The sequence below is a fragment of the Pseudomonas sp. NPDC077186 genome (genome assembly GCF_044543505.1).
Taxonomy (GTDB): domain Bacteria; phylum Pseudomonadota; class Gammaproteobacteria; order Pseudomonadales; family Pseudomonadaceae; genus Aquipseudomonas.
This window is the reverse complement of the sequence record NZ_JBITWE010000001.1, coordinates 1,740,434-1,757,660: the sequence shown is the minus strand read 5'-3', so window position 1 is coordinate 1,757,660 and position 17,227 is coordinate 1,740,434. Positions and strand designations below refer to the sequence as shown.

At 69.1% G+C, this 17,227-nt stretch carries 16 protein-coding genes and 1 pseudogene; 14 read left to right on the top strand and 3 right to left on the bottom strand.

Annotated elements, in window-relative coordinates:
* Positions 1–47 precede the first annotated feature (47 nt).
* The 5 genes and pseudogenes from pcaH (at position 48) to ACIGKL_RS08275 (ending at position 4,608) form a co-directional block, all read left to right on the top strand.
* Complete coding sequence (pcaH, locus tag ACIGKL_RS08295) at positions 48–767, top strand: protocatechuate 3,4-dioxygenase subunit beta (RefSeq protein WP_397486178.1); 720 nt, start codon at positions 48–50, stop codon at positions 765–767.
* A gap of 12 nt (positions 768–779) precedes the next feature.
* Positions 780–1,388, top strand: coding sequence for a protocatechuate 3,4-dioxygenase subunit alpha (gene pcaG, locus ACIGKL_RS08290; protein ID WP_397486177.1), 609 nt, complete (start codon positions 780–782; stop codon positions 1,386–1,388).
* Positions 1,378–2,400: a cell division protein ZapE gene (zapE, locus tag ACIGKL_RS08285; protein WP_397486176.1), complete on the top strand. Its 1,023-nt coding sequence runs from the start codon at positions 1,378–1,380 to the stop codon at positions 2,398–2,400. The genes pcaG and zapE overlap by 11 nt, the downstream gene beginning before the upstream one ends.
* Before the next feature lie 276 nt (positions 2,401–2,676).
* Positions 2,677–3,744: pseudogene (locus ACIGKL_RS08280) on the top strand (cache domain-containing protein); the annotation flags it as partial.
* 126 nt (positions 3,745–3,870) lie between these two features.
* On the top strand, positions 3,871–4,608 hold the full coding sequence (locus ACIGKL_RS08275) for a methyl-accepting chemotaxis protein (RefSeq protein ID WP_397486271.1): 738 nt from the start codon (positions 3,871–3,873) through the stop codon (positions 4,606–4,608).
* 8 nt (positions 4,609–4,616) lie between these two features.
* On the opposite strand, the gene ACIGKL_RS08270 is transcribed toward ACIGKL_RS08275, so the two are convergent.
* Positions 4,617–5,933 (bottom strand): bifunctional DedA family/phosphatase PAP2 family protein, encoded by a 1,317-nt coding sequence (locus ACIGKL_RS08270; RefSeq protein ID WP_397486175.1) that lies wholly within the window; start codon positions 5,931–5,933, stop codon positions 4,617–4,619.
* A complete protein-coding gene (locus ACIGKL_RS08265; protein WP_397486174.1) occupies positions 5,930–6,646 on the bottom strand; it encodes a DNA-3-methyladenine glycosylase in 717 nt (238 codons plus the stop codon). The genes ACIGKL_RS08270 and ACIGKL_RS08265 overlap by 4 nt, the downstream gene beginning before the upstream one ends.
* A 65-nt stretch (positions 6,647–6,711) precedes the next feature.
* Between ACIGKL_RS08265 and ACIGKL_RS08260 the strand changes: the two genes are divergently transcribed.
* Positions 6,712–7,566 carry a class I SAM-dependent methyltransferase gene (locus tag ACIGKL_RS08260; protein ID WP_397486173.1) on the top strand — a complete coding sequence of 285 codons (855 nt, stop codon included), beginning with the start codon at positions 6,712–6,714 and terminating at the stop codon, positions 7,564–7,566.
* 75 nt (positions 7,567–7,641) lie between these two features.
* On the opposite strand, the gene ACIGKL_RS08255 is transcribed toward ACIGKL_RS08260, so the two are convergent.
* Positions 7,642–8,871 (bottom strand): alpha/beta fold hydrolase, encoded by a 1,230-nt coding sequence (locus ACIGKL_RS08255; protein ID WP_397486172.1) that lies wholly within the window; start codon positions 8,869–8,871, stop codon positions 7,642–7,644.
* A 428-nt stretch (positions 8,872–9,299) separates the two neighbouring features.
* Here ACIGKL_RS08255 and ACIGKL_RS08250 point away from each other — a divergent pair, with 428 nt between their 5' ends.
* From ACIGKL_RS08250 to ACIGKL_RS08215, 8 genes are all read left to right on the top strand, one after another.
* On the top strand, positions 9,300–10,568 hold the full coding sequence (locus ACIGKL_RS08250) for a glutamate-5-semialdehyde dehydrogenase (RefSeq protein WP_397486171.1): 1,269 nt from the start codon (positions 9,300–9,302) through the stop codon (positions 10,566–10,568).
* Positions 10,561–11,223, top strand: coding sequence for a nicotinate-nucleotide adenylyltransferase (gene nadD, locus ACIGKL_RS08245; protein ID WP_397486170.1), 663 nt, complete (start codon positions 10,561–10,563; stop codon positions 11,221–11,223). The genes ACIGKL_RS08250 and nadD overlap by 8 nt, the downstream gene beginning before the upstream one ends.
* 67 nt (positions 11,224–11,290) lie before the next feature.
* Complete coding sequence (gene rsfS / locus ACIGKL_RS08240; protein ID WP_031302530.1) at positions 11,291–11,644, top strand: ribosome silencing factor; 354 nt, start codon at positions 11,291–11,293, stop codon at positions 11,642–11,644.
* Positions 11,645–11,653: 9 nt separating this feature from the next.
* A complete protein-coding gene (gene rlmH, locus ACIGKL_RS08235; RefSeq protein ID WP_021441823.1) occupies positions 11,654–12,121 on the top strand; it encodes a 23S rRNA (pseudouridine(1915)-N(3))-methyltransferase RlmH in 468 nt (155 codons plus the stop codon).
* 13 nt (positions 12,122–12,134) lie between these two features.
* On the top strand, positions 12,135–14,024 hold the full coding sequence (mrdA, locus tag ACIGKL_RS08230; protein WP_397486169.1) for a penicillin-binding protein 2: 1,890 nt from the start codon (positions 12,135–12,137) through the stop codon (positions 14,022–14,024).
* 38 nt (positions 14,025–14,062) lie between these two features.
* Complete coding sequence (gene rodA, locus ACIGKL_RS08225) at positions 14,063–15,166, top strand: rod shape-determining protein RodA (RefSeq protein WP_397486270.1); 1,104 nt, start codon at positions 14,063–14,065, stop codon at positions 15,164–15,166.
* Between the two features lie 17 nt (positions 15,167–15,183).
* Positions 15,184–16,188, top strand: coding sequence for a lytic murein transglycosylase B (mltB, locus tag ACIGKL_RS08220; protein WP_397486269.1), 1,005 nt, complete (start codon positions 15,184–15,186; stop codon positions 16,186–16,188).
* The gene (locus ACIGKL_RS08215; protein ID WP_397486168.1) at positions 16,185–17,198 is read left to right on the top strand and encodes a septal ring lytic transglycosylase RlpA family protein; all 1,014 of its coding nucleotides are present in this window, start codon (positions 16,185–16,187) and stop codon (positions 17,196–17,198) included. The genes mltB and ACIGKL_RS08215 overlap by 4 nt, the downstream gene beginning before the upstream one ends.
* Positions 17,199–17,227: the final 29 nt, after the last annotated feature.

Here is a 17,227-nt window from a genome sequence, read left to right as displayed (position 1 = left end):
GGACACTGTGGCCACTGACTCCACGATAGCCACAACAGGAGCGCACCATGCCTGCCGAGGACAATCGCCGTTTCGTCATCCGCGACCGCAACTGGCACCCGAAAGCCTTCACCCCCGACTACAAGACCTCCATCGCCCGCTCGCCGCGCCAGGCGCTGGTGAGCATTCCGCAGTCGATCTCGGAGACCAGCGGGCCGGACTTCTCGCACCTGAAGATGGGCGAGCAGGACAACGACCTGCTGCTCAACTTCAACCAAGGTGGCCTGCCCATCGGCGAGCGCATCATCGTTTCCGGCCGGGTGATGGATCAGTACGGCAAGCCGATCCCGCACACCCTGGTGGAAATGTGGCAGGCCAACGCCGGTGGCCGCTACCGGCACAAGAACGATCGCTACCTGGCGCCGCTCGACCCCAACTTTGGCGGCGTCGGCCGCGCGCTGACCGACAGCGAAGGGCGCTACATCTTCCGCACCATCAAGCCCGGCCCCTACCCGTGGCGCAATGGCCCCAACGACTGGCGCCCGGCGCATATCCATTTCTCGCTCAATGGCCCGTCGATTTCCACGCGGCTGATCACCCAACTGTATTTCGAGGGCGACCCGCTGATCCCGCTGTGCCCGATCGTCAAGTCCATCGCCAACCCCGACGCGGTGCAGACGCTGATCGCCAAGCTCGACATGAGCACGGCCAACCCCATGGATTGCCTGGCCTACCGCTTCGATATCGTGCTGCGCGGGCAGCGCAAGACCCATTTCGAGAATCGTTAAGGAGGGATGACCATGCCTGTTGAATTGCTGCCGGAAACCCCCTCGCAGACCGCCGGCCCCTACGTGCATATCGGCCTGGCCCTGGCCGCGGCCGGCAACCCGACCCGCGAGCAGGAAATCTGGAACCAGATGGCGGGGCCCGACGCGCCGGGCGAACACATCCTGCTGCTTGGCCATGTCTACGACGGCAACGGCCACCTGGTGCGCGACGCCTTCCTCGAACTGTGGCAGGCCGACCACCAGGGCCGCTACGACGAGGCTTACGACCAGTCCAAAGCGTTCAACGGTTTCGGCCGCACCGCCACCACCTTCGATGCCGGCAGCGAGTGGACCGCCTACACAATCAAGCCCGGCGTGGTGCACAACGCCGCCGGCGTGCCGATGGCGCCGCACGTCAACGTCGCGCTGTTCGCCCGCGGCATCAATATCCACCTCAACACCCGGCTGTATTTCGAGGACGAGGCCGAGGCCAACGCCAAGGACCCGGTGCTCAACCTGATCGAGCAGCCGCAGCGCCGCGAGACGCTGATCGCCAAGCGCTGCGAGGTGGACGGCAAGCCGGCCTACCGCTTCGACATCCGTATCCAGGGGGACGGCGAGACCGTGTTCTTTGACTTCTGAGTTGGCCGCGCAGGCCGTTCGCCTGATCGAGGCGCGCGGCCTGCAACCGGATGAGGCCCAGGCGCGCATGCTGGCGCGCCTGGGCGACTGGCTGCAGGCGCGCCTGCGGCCGTCTGCCTGGCGGCGCCGGCCCGCCGCCGGCGCCTACCTGTGGGGCGGCGTCGGCCGCGGCAAGAGCCTGCTGCTCGACGCCCTGTTTCAGGCCGCGCCGCTCGCAGCCAAGCGTCGCATGCATGTGCATGCGTTGCTGCAGGAGCTGCAGCGGCGTGCGCTGACCCACGGCGGCCAGGCCGATCCGCTGGTGCGGGTGGCCGAGGCGCTGGCGAGCGAGACGCAGCTGTTCTACCTCGACGAGTTCCACGTGCACGACATCGGCGATGCGATCCTGCTCGGGCGCCTGCTCCAGCACCTGCTGAGCCTGGATTGCATCCTGCTGCTGAGTTCCAACTACGCGCCCGCCGGGCTCTGCCCCAATCCGCTCTACCACGGCCGTTTCCAGCCCTTCGCCGAGCTGCTGCAGCGCCGTTGCCTGGTGCTGCGCCTGGACGACGGCGCCGACTACCGGGCGCTGAGCACGCGGCATTGGGGGCGTTACCTGCAGGGGCCGGCCGGCCTGCTCGGCGAGCACCTGGGCGCCCGCGCGGGGCCGCAGCAGGTGGCGCTGGGGCGGCGTAGCCTGACGGCCTGGGCGGCGCACGAGCGCGGCCTGTGGCTGGACTTCGCCGCGCTGTGCCGCCAGCCGCTGGCCAGCGCCGACTACCTGGAGCTGTGCCGGCGTTTCGCCCGTATCGCCGTCGGCCAATTGCCGCCGCTCGGGCGCTGCTCGGCGGACGAGCAGCAGCGCCTGGTCAACTTCGTCGATATCGCCTACGACGCCGGCGTCGAGCTCTGGCTGCAGGGCGAGGCCGGCCTGGAGGCGCTGTGTGCCGGCGTCGGCATCCTCGACTTCGCCCGCACCCGTTCACGCCTGGCGCAGTTGCGAGTGGACAGCCCGCAGCGCCTGGCGTGCTGACGCTGCTGGCCTTCTTCAGCAGCAGCGCTCTACTGGCGCTGCTGCGCTGGAAGGGCCTGCTGGCCACCTAGCGCGCCTTTGCCGCCGCTCTCCGCGGCGCCTGCTCGAATCCATTGCCCCCGCCAAGGCTGGCTCTGCCGAGGATGGCCGCCAAGCGGCGATCAAGCTTGGCGCGACGCCGCCGATAGACCGGTCAGCGGTCATGGATTTACAAATTGTGAACAATTCTGTATCCAGTCGCTCGTCCTGATTCCAACAATAAGCGGGAGACTCCCCATGCGCCTCTGGCAACGCAGCATTCAGTGGCAGTTGATCCTCAGCATGGGCGCCGCCCTGCTGGCCAGCATCCTCATCGTGGTCGGCATCTACTCGGCGGTGGTCGATCGCCTGACCGAACGCTACCTGGTGGAGGAGGCCTTGCCGGCGCGGGTGCTGGCGATCCGCAACGATCTGGAGCGGGTGCTCACCGCGCCGATCACCGCCAACGCCTCGATCGCCGAGAACAGTCTGGTGCAGGACTGGCTGGCGGCCGGCGAGGACGAGGCGCGGCGCGACGAGTTCGCCCGCTACCTGGAGGGCGTGCGCGCCCAGCAGAACGCCATGACCACCTCCATCGTCGGCCTGGCCAGCGGCAACTACACCACCGGCGAGGGGCTGATGCGCACCCTCGACCGCAGCCAGGCGGAGAACCAGTGGTTCTATCGCCTGGTCGACGGCGATCGCGACCGGGTGCTGGAAATCGACATCGACAAGGGTACGCGTCAGCCGACCCTGTTCATCAACCAGCGCATCAAGCAGGGCGGCAAGACCCTCGGCGTGTCCGGCCTGGGCTACGACCTGGCGGACATGTCGAAGATGATCAGCGAGTTCCGCTTCGGGCAGCAGGGCCAGGTGTTCCTGGTCGACGGCCAGGGCGGGGTCAAGGTGCATCCGCGCTCCGAGCTCAGCGGCAGCGGCCAGCTGGAGCAGCTGTTCGGTGCCGAGGCGGCGCGCCAGGTGCTGCTCGGCGACGGCCGCGCGGTGCGTTTCGAGCGCGACGGCGAGGCCTTCCTGGCGGTAGCGCAGAAGTTCGCCAGCCTCGACTGGCTGCTGGTCAGCGAGGTGCCGGAGGCGGAAATCTATGCCGAGGCGCGCCAGGCGCTGCTGCTGACCAGCCTGATCGGCGTCGCCGTGGCGCTGCTGTTCCTCGGCCTGGTGGTGCTGCTGGCGCGCGGCCTGGTGCGGCCGATCCGCCAGGTGACCCAGGCGCTGGTGGAAATCGGTGGCGGCGGCGGCGACCTGACCCGCCGTCTCGACGAGTCGCGTGGCGACGAGCTGGGCGACCTGGCGCGTGGCTTCAACCGCTTCCTGGCCAGCCAGCGCGAGCTGATCGGCGAGGTGCTGGCCACCAGCGAGCGCCTGCGCGGCGCGGTCGGCCAGGTCGCCCAGGTGGTGGAGAACACCGCCGGGCGCGCCGGCCAGCAGCAGGAAATGACCGACATGGTGGCCACCGCGGTGCACGAGATGGGCCTGACCGTGCAGGAGATCGCGCGCAACGCCAGCAGCGCCGCGCAGTCCTCGCACAGCGCCCGCGACGAGGCGCAGCAGGCGCGCCAGGTGGTGCGCCAATCCATCGGCCATATCGAGCAGATGTCCGCCGATATCGGCACCGCCGCCGGCGCGGTGGCCGAGCTGGCCGAGCAGGTGGCCTCGATCGACCAGGTGTTGGCGGTGATCCGCGGCATCTCCGAGCAGACCAACCTGCTGGCGCTCAACGCCGCCATCGAGGCGGCGCGCGCCGGCGAGATGGGCCGCGGCTTCGCCGTGGTGGCCGACGAGGTGCGCACCCTGGCCAGCCGCACCCAGGCCTCCACCGACGAGATCCAGCAGATGATCCAGCGCCTCAAGCACGGCGCCGAGGCCGCGGTCAGCTCGATGCACGCCGGCCAGGCGGCCACCGGCACCGGCGTCGAGGCCAGCCAGCGCACCGGTCAGTCGCTCGGCGCCATCACCGCGCAGGTGGAGGCGATCAGCGACATGAACACCCAGGTGGCGGCGGCCACCGAGGAGCAGAGCTCGGTGACCGAGGAGATCAACCGCAACGTGCAGGGCATCGCCGACCTGGCCCACGCCACCGCCGGCGAGGTGCGCGCCTGCCGCGAGGACTGCCAGACCCTCAGTCGCCTGGCCGACGACCTGGCCGGGCAGATGGGCAAGTTCCGCCTGTAGCGGCGTCTCTAGTAGCTGTAGCGCAGCACGGCGGCGGACAGGTGCCAGGTTGCCATGCCGCCGAGCAGCGCCAGGCAGGCCGGCAGCAGCAGCCACCAGAGCCGTGCCGGTAGCGCCGTCAGCGTCTGCCGGCGCTGGCTGGCGGCCAGGCTCAGGCCGCACACGGCGCAGGCCAGCAGGGCGCCGGCGATGATGTCGCTGGGCCAGTGCACGCCGAGGTAGACCCGCGACAGGGCGATGGCCAGCGCCGGCAGGCTGGCCAGCAGCAGCCAGGCCAGGCGCAGCCGCGCGCCCTGGCCGCGGCCGGCCAACACGCCGAGCACCAGGAAGAAGGCGAAGGCCGCCGAGCTGTGCCCGCTGGGGAAGCTGAAGCTGGTCAGCGGTTCGCTGAGGATGTCCGGGCGGACGCGGGCGAAGCCGTTCTTCAGCGCGCCGTTGGCCAGTGCGGTGCATAGCAGGGTGGTGCCGGCGAACAGCGCCGGCCGCCACTGCCGGGCGAGCAGCAGCAGGCCGCACAGCAGAATGGCGGCGGCCAGCTGGGTACGCAGGTCGCCGAGCCGGGTGAGCAGCACCATGGGCGCGTCCAGATGGGCCTGGCGCTGCTCCTGCACCAGGGTCATCAGGCCCTGGTCGAGGGCGTCCAGGTGCGGCCAGCCGAGCATCAGGGCCAGCAGCAACAGCAGGCTCAGGCCGCCGCCGAGCAGGCAGGCGTAGCGCTTCTCGGCCAGGCTGGCCTGCACCGTCAGCAGCAGGATCAGGCCGATGCCGGCCAGCAGAATCGCCGCCTCGCCCCAGAAACCCTCGGCCATCGGCAGGCGCAGCGCAGCGCCGGTGGCCCAGCCGGGCAGCAGGTAGGCCACCGCCCAGCCGGCGGCGGCCAGCAGGCTGATGGCGATAAAGCGCGGCAGCGGCATGCCGAGCATGCCGGCGGCCAGCGGCAGCATCGGCCGCAACGGGCCGATAAAACGCCCCACCAGCAGGCTGGCCATGCCGTAGCGCTGGAAATACAGCTCGGCGCGCAGCACCCATTCGGGGTGGCGGCGCAGCAGCGGCAGGCGCGGGATGTCCTGCTTGAAGCGGCGGCCGAGGCCGTACGACAGCAGGTCGCCGCACAGGCCGCCGGCATAGGCCAGCAGCAGGGTCTGCCACAGCGTCAGCACGCCGCTGCCGGCCAGCAGGGCGACGCTGAACAGCAGCAGCACGCCGGGCAGGAGGATGCCGACCAGGGCCAGGCACTCGAACAGGGCGATGAGGAAGATGGCCAGTCCCAGCCACTCGGGGTTGCCGCCGAGCCAGTCGGTGAGGTGTTCCAGCCAGGCGCTCATGGCGCGTCTCCTGCGCTTGGCAACAGGCGGTAATCCTGGCCTTCGACCTGGCCGCGGCGCAGCGGGTTGCGCGTGCAGTGGCGGGCGAAGGCGGCATCGACGAAGCGGTAGGGCAGGTGTTCGTCGCGGCCCTTGGGGATGCCCAGGCGCGCGCACTGCACGATGTGCTGCGGGCGTTCCTCGACATCCTCGACGAACAGGCGCTGTGGATCGAAGCGGCGCGCGTCCCAGTCCGCCACCTTGAGGCCCAGTGCCTTGCACAGCAGGGTCTGGCCGGCGCACAGGCGCTGCGGCGGGCGCGGCGAACCGTCGCTGGCCGGGTTGTTGCGCTGCATCGCCGCCAGCGCCGCCGCGTCGCTGACGGCATCCAGCCAGGGGTGGGCGGATTTGATCAGCACGGCGTTGCCCGGGCCATGGGCGCTGAAGTTCAGCGAGTCGCCGCCACGCGCGTAATACATGTAGATGTGCCCGCCATCTGCGAACAGCGCCTTGCGCTTCTCGGTGTAGCCGAGCGAGGCATGGCTGCCCTTGTCGACCAGGTAATAGGCCTCGGTCTCGATGATCCGTGCGCTGAGCCAGAGTGCGCCGACGCGGTGGCGGATCACCTTGCCGAGCAGCTCGCGCGCCACCAGCTGGGCATCGCGGTCGAAGAAGGCGTCGGCCAGCGGGCGGGCCTGCGGCCAGGGCAAACTAAGGGTGGGTTCGGCGGGCATGGGCTGTCGTAGGGGCTCGCGGCGGCTTAGGCTGGGCCGCGAGCATAACAATAAGAGCCTTAAAAATGCCTGAACGCAGCCGTGCCAGCAGCGCCCATATCAGCCCGTCCGCGCACTACACCGGTTACGTCTGGTACCGCCACCGTCTGGCCGAGCCGGCCTTCGTCACCGCCTTCGGCCGTTTCGTGCACAAGCTGCTGTGGCCCGTCACCTGGGGCGCGCGGGTCGGCTTCGGCCTGGATATCGAGGCCTTCCTGCTGCAGCGCCACCTGCAGATCGATGCGCAGCTGACCGCCGCCATCGAGCAGGGCGGCGTGCGCCAGGTGGTGGAAATCGCCTGCGGCCTGTCGCCGCGCGGCCGGCGCTTCTGCGCGCGTTACCCGCAGTTGCGCTATGTCGAGGCGGACCTGCCGGCCATGGCCGCGCGCAAGCGCCTGCTGCTGCACGGCGAGGGCTGGCTGGGCGGCGAGCACCAGGTGCGCGCGGTGGATATCCTCGCCGAGCAGGGCCGTCACAGCCTGGCCGCGCTGTTCGCCGAGCTGGATCGCCGGCAGCCGGTGCTGGTGATCACCGAGGGGCTGGTCAACTACTTCCCGCTGGCGCTGATCGAGGGCTTCTGGAGCCGCCTGGCCATCGAGCTGCGCGGCTTCGCCGGCGGCACCTACCTGACCGAGCTGTATCCGGATTTGCGCGAGCATCCGCGCTACCGCCAGCTGCGCTGGGGCGTCGAGCTGATCGGCCGGCTGACCCGCGGCAGCTATCCGCTGCATTACCGCGATCACGGCGAGATAGTGGCGGGCTTCCAGCGTTGCGGGTTCGCCAGGGTGCAGGTCTTCGACCCCAGCGCCGATGCGCCCGGCCTCGGCCTGCCGCCGGCGCGGCTGCCGGGGCTGGTGCGGGTGATTGAGGCGCAGGTGTAGGGCAGCCCGACGGTCTTATGTAGCCCGGATGAAATCCGGGGGCTCTTTGCACTCATGTCCCGGATTGCATCCGGGCTACGCGCAGGCCGCTGCCGGCAGCGGTGCCGGGTGGATCAGCGCGGCCAGCGCCTGGCTGGCGGCGACGTCGGTGTGCGGGAAGACGAAGGCCAGGCCCTGGGCGTCGCGGCGCAGCGGCAACAGCGGCTGCGCCGGCAGTTCGCCGGCCAGCAGCTGCCAGCCGCGGCCGGGCAGTTCGCTCGGCAGGTCGGCCTGCAGCAGGCCGCCGAAGAAGCCCAGCTCGTTGAGCTCCACCGGCCAGTGCTGGCCGTCGGCATGGCGCAGTACGGCCTGGCGCTGGCGCGGCGCCCGGCGCGGTTCGCAGCGCTTGTCCAGGCTCAGCAGTCGCTCGCGCGGCAACCGTGTGCTGCCCGGGCCGCGGGCCGGCAGCGGGCGTTCGCCGAGGAAGGGGCGATAGAGCGCGGCGCAGGCCTCGCGCCGCTCGAACTGGGCGAGGTGGTCGGCCTGGTGCACCAGGGCGCATTCGCCCTCGACGCAGGCCGCGGCGAAGTGGGCGTGCTCCCAGGGTTGGGTGAAATGGTCGTGTTCGCCGGCCAGTACCAGGGTCGGGCACTGCGGGTGGCGGGCAAAGCCCGAGAAGGCCAGCAGGCGCCGGCTGTTCTGCCGGTAGCGCTCGACCTCGGCCGGGCTCAGGCGCTGGATCTGCCGCAGCAGGGCCTTGCGAAATACCGGCGCGATGCCGGTGTCGTCCAGGTGCAGCGGGTTGAGCAGGCCGGTCAGCGCGCCCTGGGCGAATTCGCCGGTGCGGCCCTCGTCGAGCAGGGCCAGGCCCTCTTCCAGCAGCAGCCGTGCGCCGGGCCGGCCGAAGGCGGTGATGCCGGCCAGCAGCAGGCGCGCGCAGCGCTGCGGATGGCGCGCGGCGAACAGTGCGGCCAGCGCCGAGCCGTAGGACAGGCCGATGGGCATCAGCGGCGGCAGCTGCAGCTGTTCGGCGAAGGCGGCGATCAGGTCGGCCAGTTGCTCCAGGCCCAGTTCCGGCGCCAGCTGCAGGTTGCCGCCCTGGCTGGGCAGGTCGAGCAGGATCACCGGGTGGGCGGCGAGCAGCTCGTCGACCTCGGCGGCGAAGGAGCGAAAACTCTGGAAGGCGCCGCCGAGCAGCAGCACCGGTGCGCGTCCGTCTTGCTCGCGGCTCGAATAGGCCTGGTAGTGCAGGCGCCAGTCGCCGATGGCCAGGATCGCGGGCGGGCTGGCGAGCAGGGCGGCGCTGTAGTCGGTGCGGTAACGCATGCTATGCACTCCGGCGTTGTTGTTCTTATGAGTGGGGCGGCACACTGCGCCGGCGCGATCTTGTCGGACAAAAGCTGAGCTTGAAGGTAAACATTGCGCCGGTTTTTGTTTACCCAACCTTCGGGCGGCCTGCGCCGGCGGGTGTCACCGTCGCAGCGCCAGGCCCGCTGTGATGGGCCTGGCGGCGTTACCGACGAGCGCTGGCGAACGCGCCGTCTACCGCCGCTGCAGGCCTCGCGGACGTCAGACGGCCACTTGTGGGAGGCGCTTTAGCGGCGACCCGCGGTAGCGAGGCGGCATGGGGCTGGCGTCGCGGCTAAAGCCCCTCCCGCGACCATGACCCCGACCGCTTACCGGACGCCGCTGGGCGCGGCCTCGCGAGCCCGCTATAATCAGCCCCTTTTTTCAATTGCCAGACCTCCGCCGCCATGACCGAGTCCGTGCACGCTTACATGACCCGCCTGGGCCAGGCCGCCCGCCAGGCTTCGCGGGTGCTCGCCCGGGCCAGCACCGCGCAGAAGAACCGCGCCCTGCAGGCCGCCGCCGCCGCCCTCGACGCCGCCCGCGCCGAGCTTTCCGCCGCCAACGAACTGGACCTGGCCGCCGGCCGCGCCAATGGCCTGGAACCGGCCCTGCTCGACCGCCTGGCGCTGACCCCGGCACGCATCGACGGGATGATCGAGGGCCTGCGCCAGGTCGCCAGCCTGCCCGACCCGGTCGGCGCCATCCGCGACATGAGCTACCGTCCGTCCGGTATCCAGGTCGGCAAGATGCGCGTGCCGCTGGGGGTGATCGGCATCATCTACGAGTCGCGGCCCAACGTGACCATCGATGCCGCCAGCCTGTGCCTGAAGTCGGGCAACGCCACCATCCTGCGCGGCGGCTCGGAGGCGATCCACTCCAACCGCGCCATCGCCGCCTGCATCCAGCAGGGCCTGGCCGAGTCCGGTCTGCCGGCCGCCTGCGTGCAGGTGGTGGCAACCACCGACCGCGCCGCGGTGGGCGAGCTGATCGCCATGCCGGAGTTCGTCGACGTGATCGTGCCGCGCGGCGGCAAGGGCCTGATCGAGCGCATCAGCAAGGATGCGCGGGTGCCGGTGATCAAGCACCTGGACGGCATCTGCCACGTCTATGTCGATGCCCAGGCCGACCTGGCCAAGGCCGGCGACATCGCCTTCAACGCCAAGACCTATCGCTACGGCATCTGCGGCGCCATGGAGACGCTGCTGGTGGATCAGGCGGTGGCCGCCGCGTTTCTGCCGGGCATGGCCGAGCGTTTCCGCGCCAAGGGCGTCGAGCTGCGCGGCTGCGAGCGCACGCGCGCGCTGATCGCGGCGCTGCCGGCCACGGAAGAAGACTGGGGCACCGAGTACCTGGCGGCGATCCTGTCGATCCGCGTGGTCGACGGCCTGGATGCGGCGATCGAGCACATCAATCAGTACGGTTCGCAGCATACCGACGCCATCGTCACCGAACACCAGGGCCATGCCCGACGCTTTCTCGCCGAGGTGGACTCCGCCTCGGTGATGCTCAATGCGCCGACCTGCTTCGCCGACGGTTTCGAGTACGGCCTGGGCGCGGAGATCGGCATTTCCACCGACAAGCTGCACGCCCGCGGCCCGGTCGGCCTGGAGGGGCTGACCTGCGAGAAGTACGTGGTCATCGGCGATGGCCAGTTGCGCGGGCAGAATGGCTAAACCCAGCGCTCCCCGACGCATCGGCCTGCTCGGCGGCACCTTCAATCCGGTGCATATCGGCCACCTGCGCGCGGCGCTGGAGGTGACCGAGTTCATGGCCCTGGACGAGTTGCGCCTGGTGCCCAGCGCGCGCCCGCCGCATCGCCAGGCGCCGCAGGTGAGCGCCGAGCAGCGTCTGGCCATGGTCGAGCTGGCGGTGGTCGGCGAGCCGCGGCTCAAGGTCGACGACCGCGAGCTGAAGCGCGACAAGCCGTCGTACACGCTGGACACCCTGGAGTCGCTGCGTGGCGAGCTGGCGGCGCACGACCAGCTGTTTCTCCTGCTCGGCTGGGACGCCTTCTGCGGCCTGCCGAGCTGGCACCGTTGGCAGGAGTTGCTCGAGCACTGCCACCTGCTGGTGCTGCAGCGGCCGGATGCCGACAGCGAGGCGCCGGAGGCGCTGCGCGACCTGCTGGCGGCACGCAGCGTCAGCGACCCGCTGAGCCTGCAGGGGCCGGGCGGGCAGATCAGTTTCATCTGGCAGACCCCGCTGGCGGTGTCGGCCACACAGATTCGCCAGTTGCTGGCGGCCGGCCAATCGGCGCGTTTTCTGCTGCCGGATGCGGTACTGGCCTATATCCAGGCGCAGGGTTTGTATTCTGCGCCGCATGCTTGAAGCGTCGCGCATGTGCGCAGGCGTCCCATTACACGAGGCAAACGAGTCATTTATGAAGAAGCACAGCATGCCCAGCGACGAGCTGGTCAAGATCGCCGTCGCGGCGCTGGAAGAGATCAAGGCGAGCGACATCACCGTGATCGACGTCAAGGACAAGACCAGCATCACCGATTTCATGGTGATCGCCAGCGGTAGCTCCAGCCGTCAGGTCAAGGCGCTGGTGGACAACGTCCTGGAGAAGGTCAAGGAGCGCGGCGTGCGCCCGATCGGCAGCGAAGGCCTGGACAGCGGCGAATGGGCCCTGCTCGACCTGGGCGACATCGTCGTCCACGTGATGCTGCCCACCGCGCGCCAGTTCTACGACCTCGAGCGCCTGTGGCAGGGCGCCGAGCAGAGCCGCGCCCAGCACTCGGCCGAGTAAGCGCGAACCGTGCGGATCAAGCTGATCGCCGTCGGCTCGCGCATGCCGCGCTGGGTCGAGGAGGGCTGGCAGGAGTACGTCAAGCGCCTGCCGGCCGAGTTGCCGCTGGAGCTGGTGGAAATCCCGCTGAACACGCGCGGCAAGAACGCCGACGTCGCCCGCCTGATCCGTCAGGAGGGCGAGGCGATGCTGAGCAAGGTGCAGCCGGGCGAACGCATCGTCACCCTCGAGGTCCATGGCAAGCCGTGGAGCACCGAGCAGTTGGCCGCCGAGCTGGACCGCTGGCGTCTGGATGCGCGCACCGTCAACCTCATGGTCGGCGGCCCGGAAGGGCTGGCGCCTGAGGTCTGCGCGCGCAGCGAGCAGCGCTGGTCGTTGTCGCCGCTGACCCTGCCGCACCCGCTGGTGAGAATCCTGCTCGGCGAACAGATCTACCGGGCCTGGACCGTCTTGTCCGGCCATCCCTATCACAAATAGTCAGCAGTAGCCGATGCCGCAGCCGATTCGCCTCAAGGATCACGAAAAGGACGCCCGCCAGGTGCGCCGGCGCGTGCTGGTCGGCGGCGTCGCGATCCTGCTGCTGAGCGCCGTGCTGGTGGCGCGCATGTACTACCTGCAGGTGGTGCAGTACGAGCATCACACCACCCTGGCGGAGAACAACCGCATCCACGTGCAGCCGATTCCGCCGACCCGCGGGCTGATCTTCGACCGCAACGGCGTGATCATCGCCGATAACCGCCCCAGCTTCAGCCTCACCGTGACCCGCGAGCGCGCCGGCGACTGGCAGCAGGTGCTGGACGTGGTGGTCGAGGTGCTGGAGCTGTCGGCGGACGAACGCGCCCTCTTCGACAAGCGCGTGCGCCAGGGGTGGCGGCCGTTCGAGCCGGTGCCGATCCTGTTCGAGCTGTCCGAGGAGCAGATCGCCCGCATCGCGGTCAACCAGTTCCGCCTGCCCGGCGTCGAGGTGGCGGCGCAGCTGGTGCGCCACTACCCGCAGCGCGAGCATTTCGCCCATTCGGTGGGCTATGTCGGGCGGATCAACGAGCAGGAGCTCAAGCGCCTCGACCCCACCGACTATGCCGGCACCCACCATATCGGCAAGACCGGCATCGAACGCTTCTACGAGGACGAGCTGCACGGCGAGGTGGGTTACGAGGAAGTCGAGACCAACGCCCGCGGGCGGGTGCTGCGGGTGCTCAACCGCATCGACCCGAAGCCGGGCAAGGACATTGTGCTGAGCCTCGACGTGCGCCTGCAGGAGGCGGCCGAGCAGGCCCTGGGCGGGCGCCGCGGCGCGGTGGTGGCGATCCAGCCGCAGACCGGCGAGGTGCTGGCGATGGTCAGCCAGCCCAGCTTCGACCCCAACCCCTTCGTCACCGGCATCAGCTTCAAGGCCTATGGCGAGCTGCGCGACTCCATCGACCAGCCGCTGTACAACCGCGTGCTGCGCGGCCTCTACCCGCCGGGCTCGACCATCAAGCCGATGGTGGCGGTGGCCGGCCTCGATGCCGGGGTGGTCACGCCCACCTCGCGGGTGTTCGACCCGGGCTTCTACCAGTTGCCCAATCACAGCCACAAGTACCGCAACTGGAACCGCAGCGGCGACGGCTGGGTCGACCTGGAACTGGCCATCGCCCGCTCCAACGACACCTACTTCTACGACCTGGCGCACAAGATGGGCGTCGACCGCATGCACGCCTATATGAGCCGCTTCGGCCTGGGCCAGCGCGTGGCGCTGGACATGTTCGAGGAGACCGCCGGGCTGATGCCGTCGCGCGACTGGAAGCGCGCGCGCTACCGCCAGCCCTGGTACCCGGGCGAGACGCTGATCCTCGGCATCGGTCAGGGCTACATGCAGACCACGCCGCTGCAGCTGGCCCAGGCCACCGCGCTGATGGCCACCCGCGGCAAGTGGATTCGCCCGCACCTGGCCAAGAGCATCGACGGCGCGCTGCCGGTCGATTCCAACCCGCTGCCGGACATCGTCCTGCGCGATGCGAAGTTCTGGGACTATGGCATCCGCGGCATGGAGCAGGTGCTGCACGGCGCCCGCGGCACCGCGCGCAAGGTCGGCGACAGCTCGGTCTACCGCATCGCCGGCAAGAGTGGCACGGCCCAGGTGGTGGCGATCAAGCAGGGCGAGAAGTACGACCGCGAGAAACTCCAGGAACGTCACCGCGACCACGCCCTGTTCGTCGCCTTCGCCCCGGCGCAGAACCCGCAGATCGCCGTGGCGGTGATGGTGGAGAACGGCGAGTCCGGTTCCGGCGTGGCCGCGCCGGTGGTCAAGCAGGTGATGGACGCCTGGCTGCTGGACGACGGCGGCCAGCTCAAGGCCGAATACGCACCGGCGCAGAGCGCCGAGGTCAGTCAACGATGATGAGCAATTTCGACCGTACCCTGTCCGACGAGGACGTGCTGCGCCGCCGTGCCGGCCTGTTGCAGCGTCTGCATATCGACGGCTGGCTGCTGCTGCTGTTGCTGATCCTCGGCGCCGGCAGCCTGTTCATCCTCTATTCGGCCAGCGGCAAGAACCTCGACCTGCTGCTCAAGCAGGCCACCTCGTTCGGCATCGGCCTGACCGGCATGCTGGTGATCGCCCAGTTCGATCCGCGCTTCATGGCGCGCTGGGTGCCGCTGGCCTACCTGGGCGGCGTCGGCCTGCTGCTGGTGGTCGAGGTGATGGGCCACACCGCCATGGGCGCCACGCGCTGGATCAACATTCCCGGGGTGATCCGCTTCCAGCCCTCGGAAATCCTCAAGATCATCATGCCCATGACGGTCGCCTGGTACCTGGCCAAGCGCAGCCTGCCGCCGCGACCCAAGCACGTGCTCGTCTGCCTGGCGATGATCGGCGTGCCCTTCGTGCTGATCCTCAAGCAGCCGGACCTGGGCACCTCGCTGCTGATCCTCGCCTCGGGCGCCTTCGTGGTGTTCATGGCCGGCCTGCAGTGGCGCTGGATCGTCGGCGCGGTGGCGGCGGTGGTGCCGATCGCGGTGGGCATGTGGTACTTCGTCATGCATGACTACCAGAAGCGCCGCGTGCTGACCTTCCTCAACCCGGAGAGCGATCCGCTCGGCTCGGGCTGGAACATCATCCAGTCCAAGGCGGCCATCGGTTCCGGCGGCGTGCTGGGCAAGGGCTGGCTGCTGGGCACCCAGTCGCACCTGGATTTTTTGCCGGAAAGCCATACGGACTTTATCATTGCCGTGCTCGCCGAAGAGTTCGGCCTGGTCGGCGTCTGCCTGCTGCTGCTGCTGTACCTGCTGCTGATCGCGCGCGGCCTGGTGATCACCGCCCAGGCGCAGACGCTGTTCGGCAAGCTGCTGGCGGGCGCGCTGACCATGACCTTCTTCGTCTATGTGTTCGTCAACATCGGCATGGTCAGCGGCCTGTTGCCGGTGGTGGGGGTGCCGCTGCCGTTCATTAGTTACGGCGGAACCCATCTGGTGACGCTACTGTCAGGTTTTGGGGTCTTGATGGCGATCCACACCCATAGAAAGTGGATCGCACAGGTTTGATTGGGGTAATGAATTCAATGCATCTACTGCGCGGCTGGGCAGCTCGAACGCTTTTGGGGATCGGCCTGGCGGGGGTATCCGCCGCCCAGGCACTGGCCGCCGACTACGACGGCTCGCCGCAGGTGGCCGAGTTCGTCGAGGAAATGACCCGCGACTACGGCTTCGCCAGCGAGCAGCTGCTCGGCCTGTTCGCCGAGGTGGAGCGCAAGCAGGCGATTCTCGACGCCATCTCGCGCCCGGCGGAGAAGGTCAAGCCGTGGAAGGACTACCGGCCGATCTTCATCACCGATGCGCGCATCGCCCGCGGCGTCGACTTCTGGCGCCAGCACCAGGCCGCGCTGGACAAGGCCGAGGCCGAGTACGGCGTGCCGGCGCAGTTCATCGTCGCCATCATCGGTGTGGAGACCTTCTACGGTGGCAACACCGGCAGCTGGCGGGTGATGGACGCGCTGTCTACCCTGGCCTTCGACTATCCGCCGCGCGCGCCCTTCTTCCGCAAGGAGCTGCGCGAGTTCCTCATGCTGACTCGCGAGGAGCAGGTCGACCCGATCAGCCTCAAGGGCTCCTACGCCGGCGCCATGGGCCTGCCGCAGTTCATGCCGAGCAGCTTCCGCGCCTACGCGGTGGATTTCGACGGCGACGGCCATATCAATATCTGGAACAACCCGACCGATGCCATCGGCAGCGTCGCCAGCTACTTCAAGCGCCACGGCTGGCAGGCCGGTGGCCAGGTGGCCAGTCGCGTCCAGGCCGGCGGCGCGCGTATCGACGAGGGCCTGACCCAGGGCCTCGACCCGGTGAAGACGGTCGCCGAGCTGCGCGAGCTGGGCTGGCAGGCTGAGGACGCGCTGGCCGACGAGCTGCCGGTGACCGCCTTTCGCCTGGAAGGCGCCGAGGGCGACGAATATTGGTTCGGCCTGCCCAACTTCTACACCATTACCCGCTACAACCGCAGCGTGATGTACGCCATGGCGGTCAACCAGCTTGCCGAACTGTTGGTCGACGCGCGGGGGCAACGATGAACGCCGCCAAACTGCTGCCGCTGGCCGTCTGCGTCGCCGCCGCCCTGGCACTGGCGAGCTGCTCGTCGAAGCGGGCACCGCAAAGCGTGGCGACGCCCAGCGCGCCGGCGGGGATTTCCGGGCCGAGCGACTTCAACCGCCCGCACAAGGACGGCGCGCCCTGGTGGGACGTCGACGTATCGCGGATTCCCGATGCCATCCCCATGCCCCATTACGGGCCGGTCAAGGCCAGCCCCTATGTGGTGTTCGGCAAACAGTACTACCCGATTCAGGACGCCCGTCGCTACCAGGCGGTCGGTCCGGCTTCCTGGTATGGCACCAAGTTTCATGGTCAGGCCACTGCCAACGGCGAGACCTACGACCTGTACGGCATGACCGCAGCACACAAGACGCTGCCGCTGCCCAGTTACGTGCGGGTGACCAACCTGGAGAACGGCAAGGTGGTGATCCTGCGGGTCAACGACCGTGGGCCGTTCTACTCCGACCGCATCATCGACCTGTCCTTCGCTGCGGCGAAGAAGCTCGGCTATGCCGAGAAAGGTACCGCACGGGTCAAGGTCGAAGGTATCGATCCGCATGAGTGGTGGGCGCAGCAGGGCCGTCCGGTGCCGCTGGTGCTGGCCAACAATCAGCCGGCCAAGGCTGCCGTTGCCCAGCCCGTCGCGCAGCCTGTGTCGCAGCCTGTCGAGCACTATTCGCCGCCGCCGACGCAGCACGCCGCTGCGGTGGTGCCGGTGCAGATCGACGCAAAAAAAAACGATTCACTCGGAGCCTCTGGCCTGTATCTCCAGGTGGGAGCCTTCGCCAATCCGGACGCTGCGGAGCTGCTCAAGTCCAAGCTGAGCCAGACCAGCAGTGTGCCGGTGTTCATCAGCTCAGTGGTGCGCGACCAGCAGATTCTGCATCGGGTGCGCATGGGGCCGATCAGCAACCAGGGCGAGGCTGAGCAACTGCAGAGCAGCGTGCGCCTGGCCAATCTGGGGCAGCCCACGCTGGTACGTGCCGACTGATGGCAACTTAACCGGCGTTTGCCGGACTA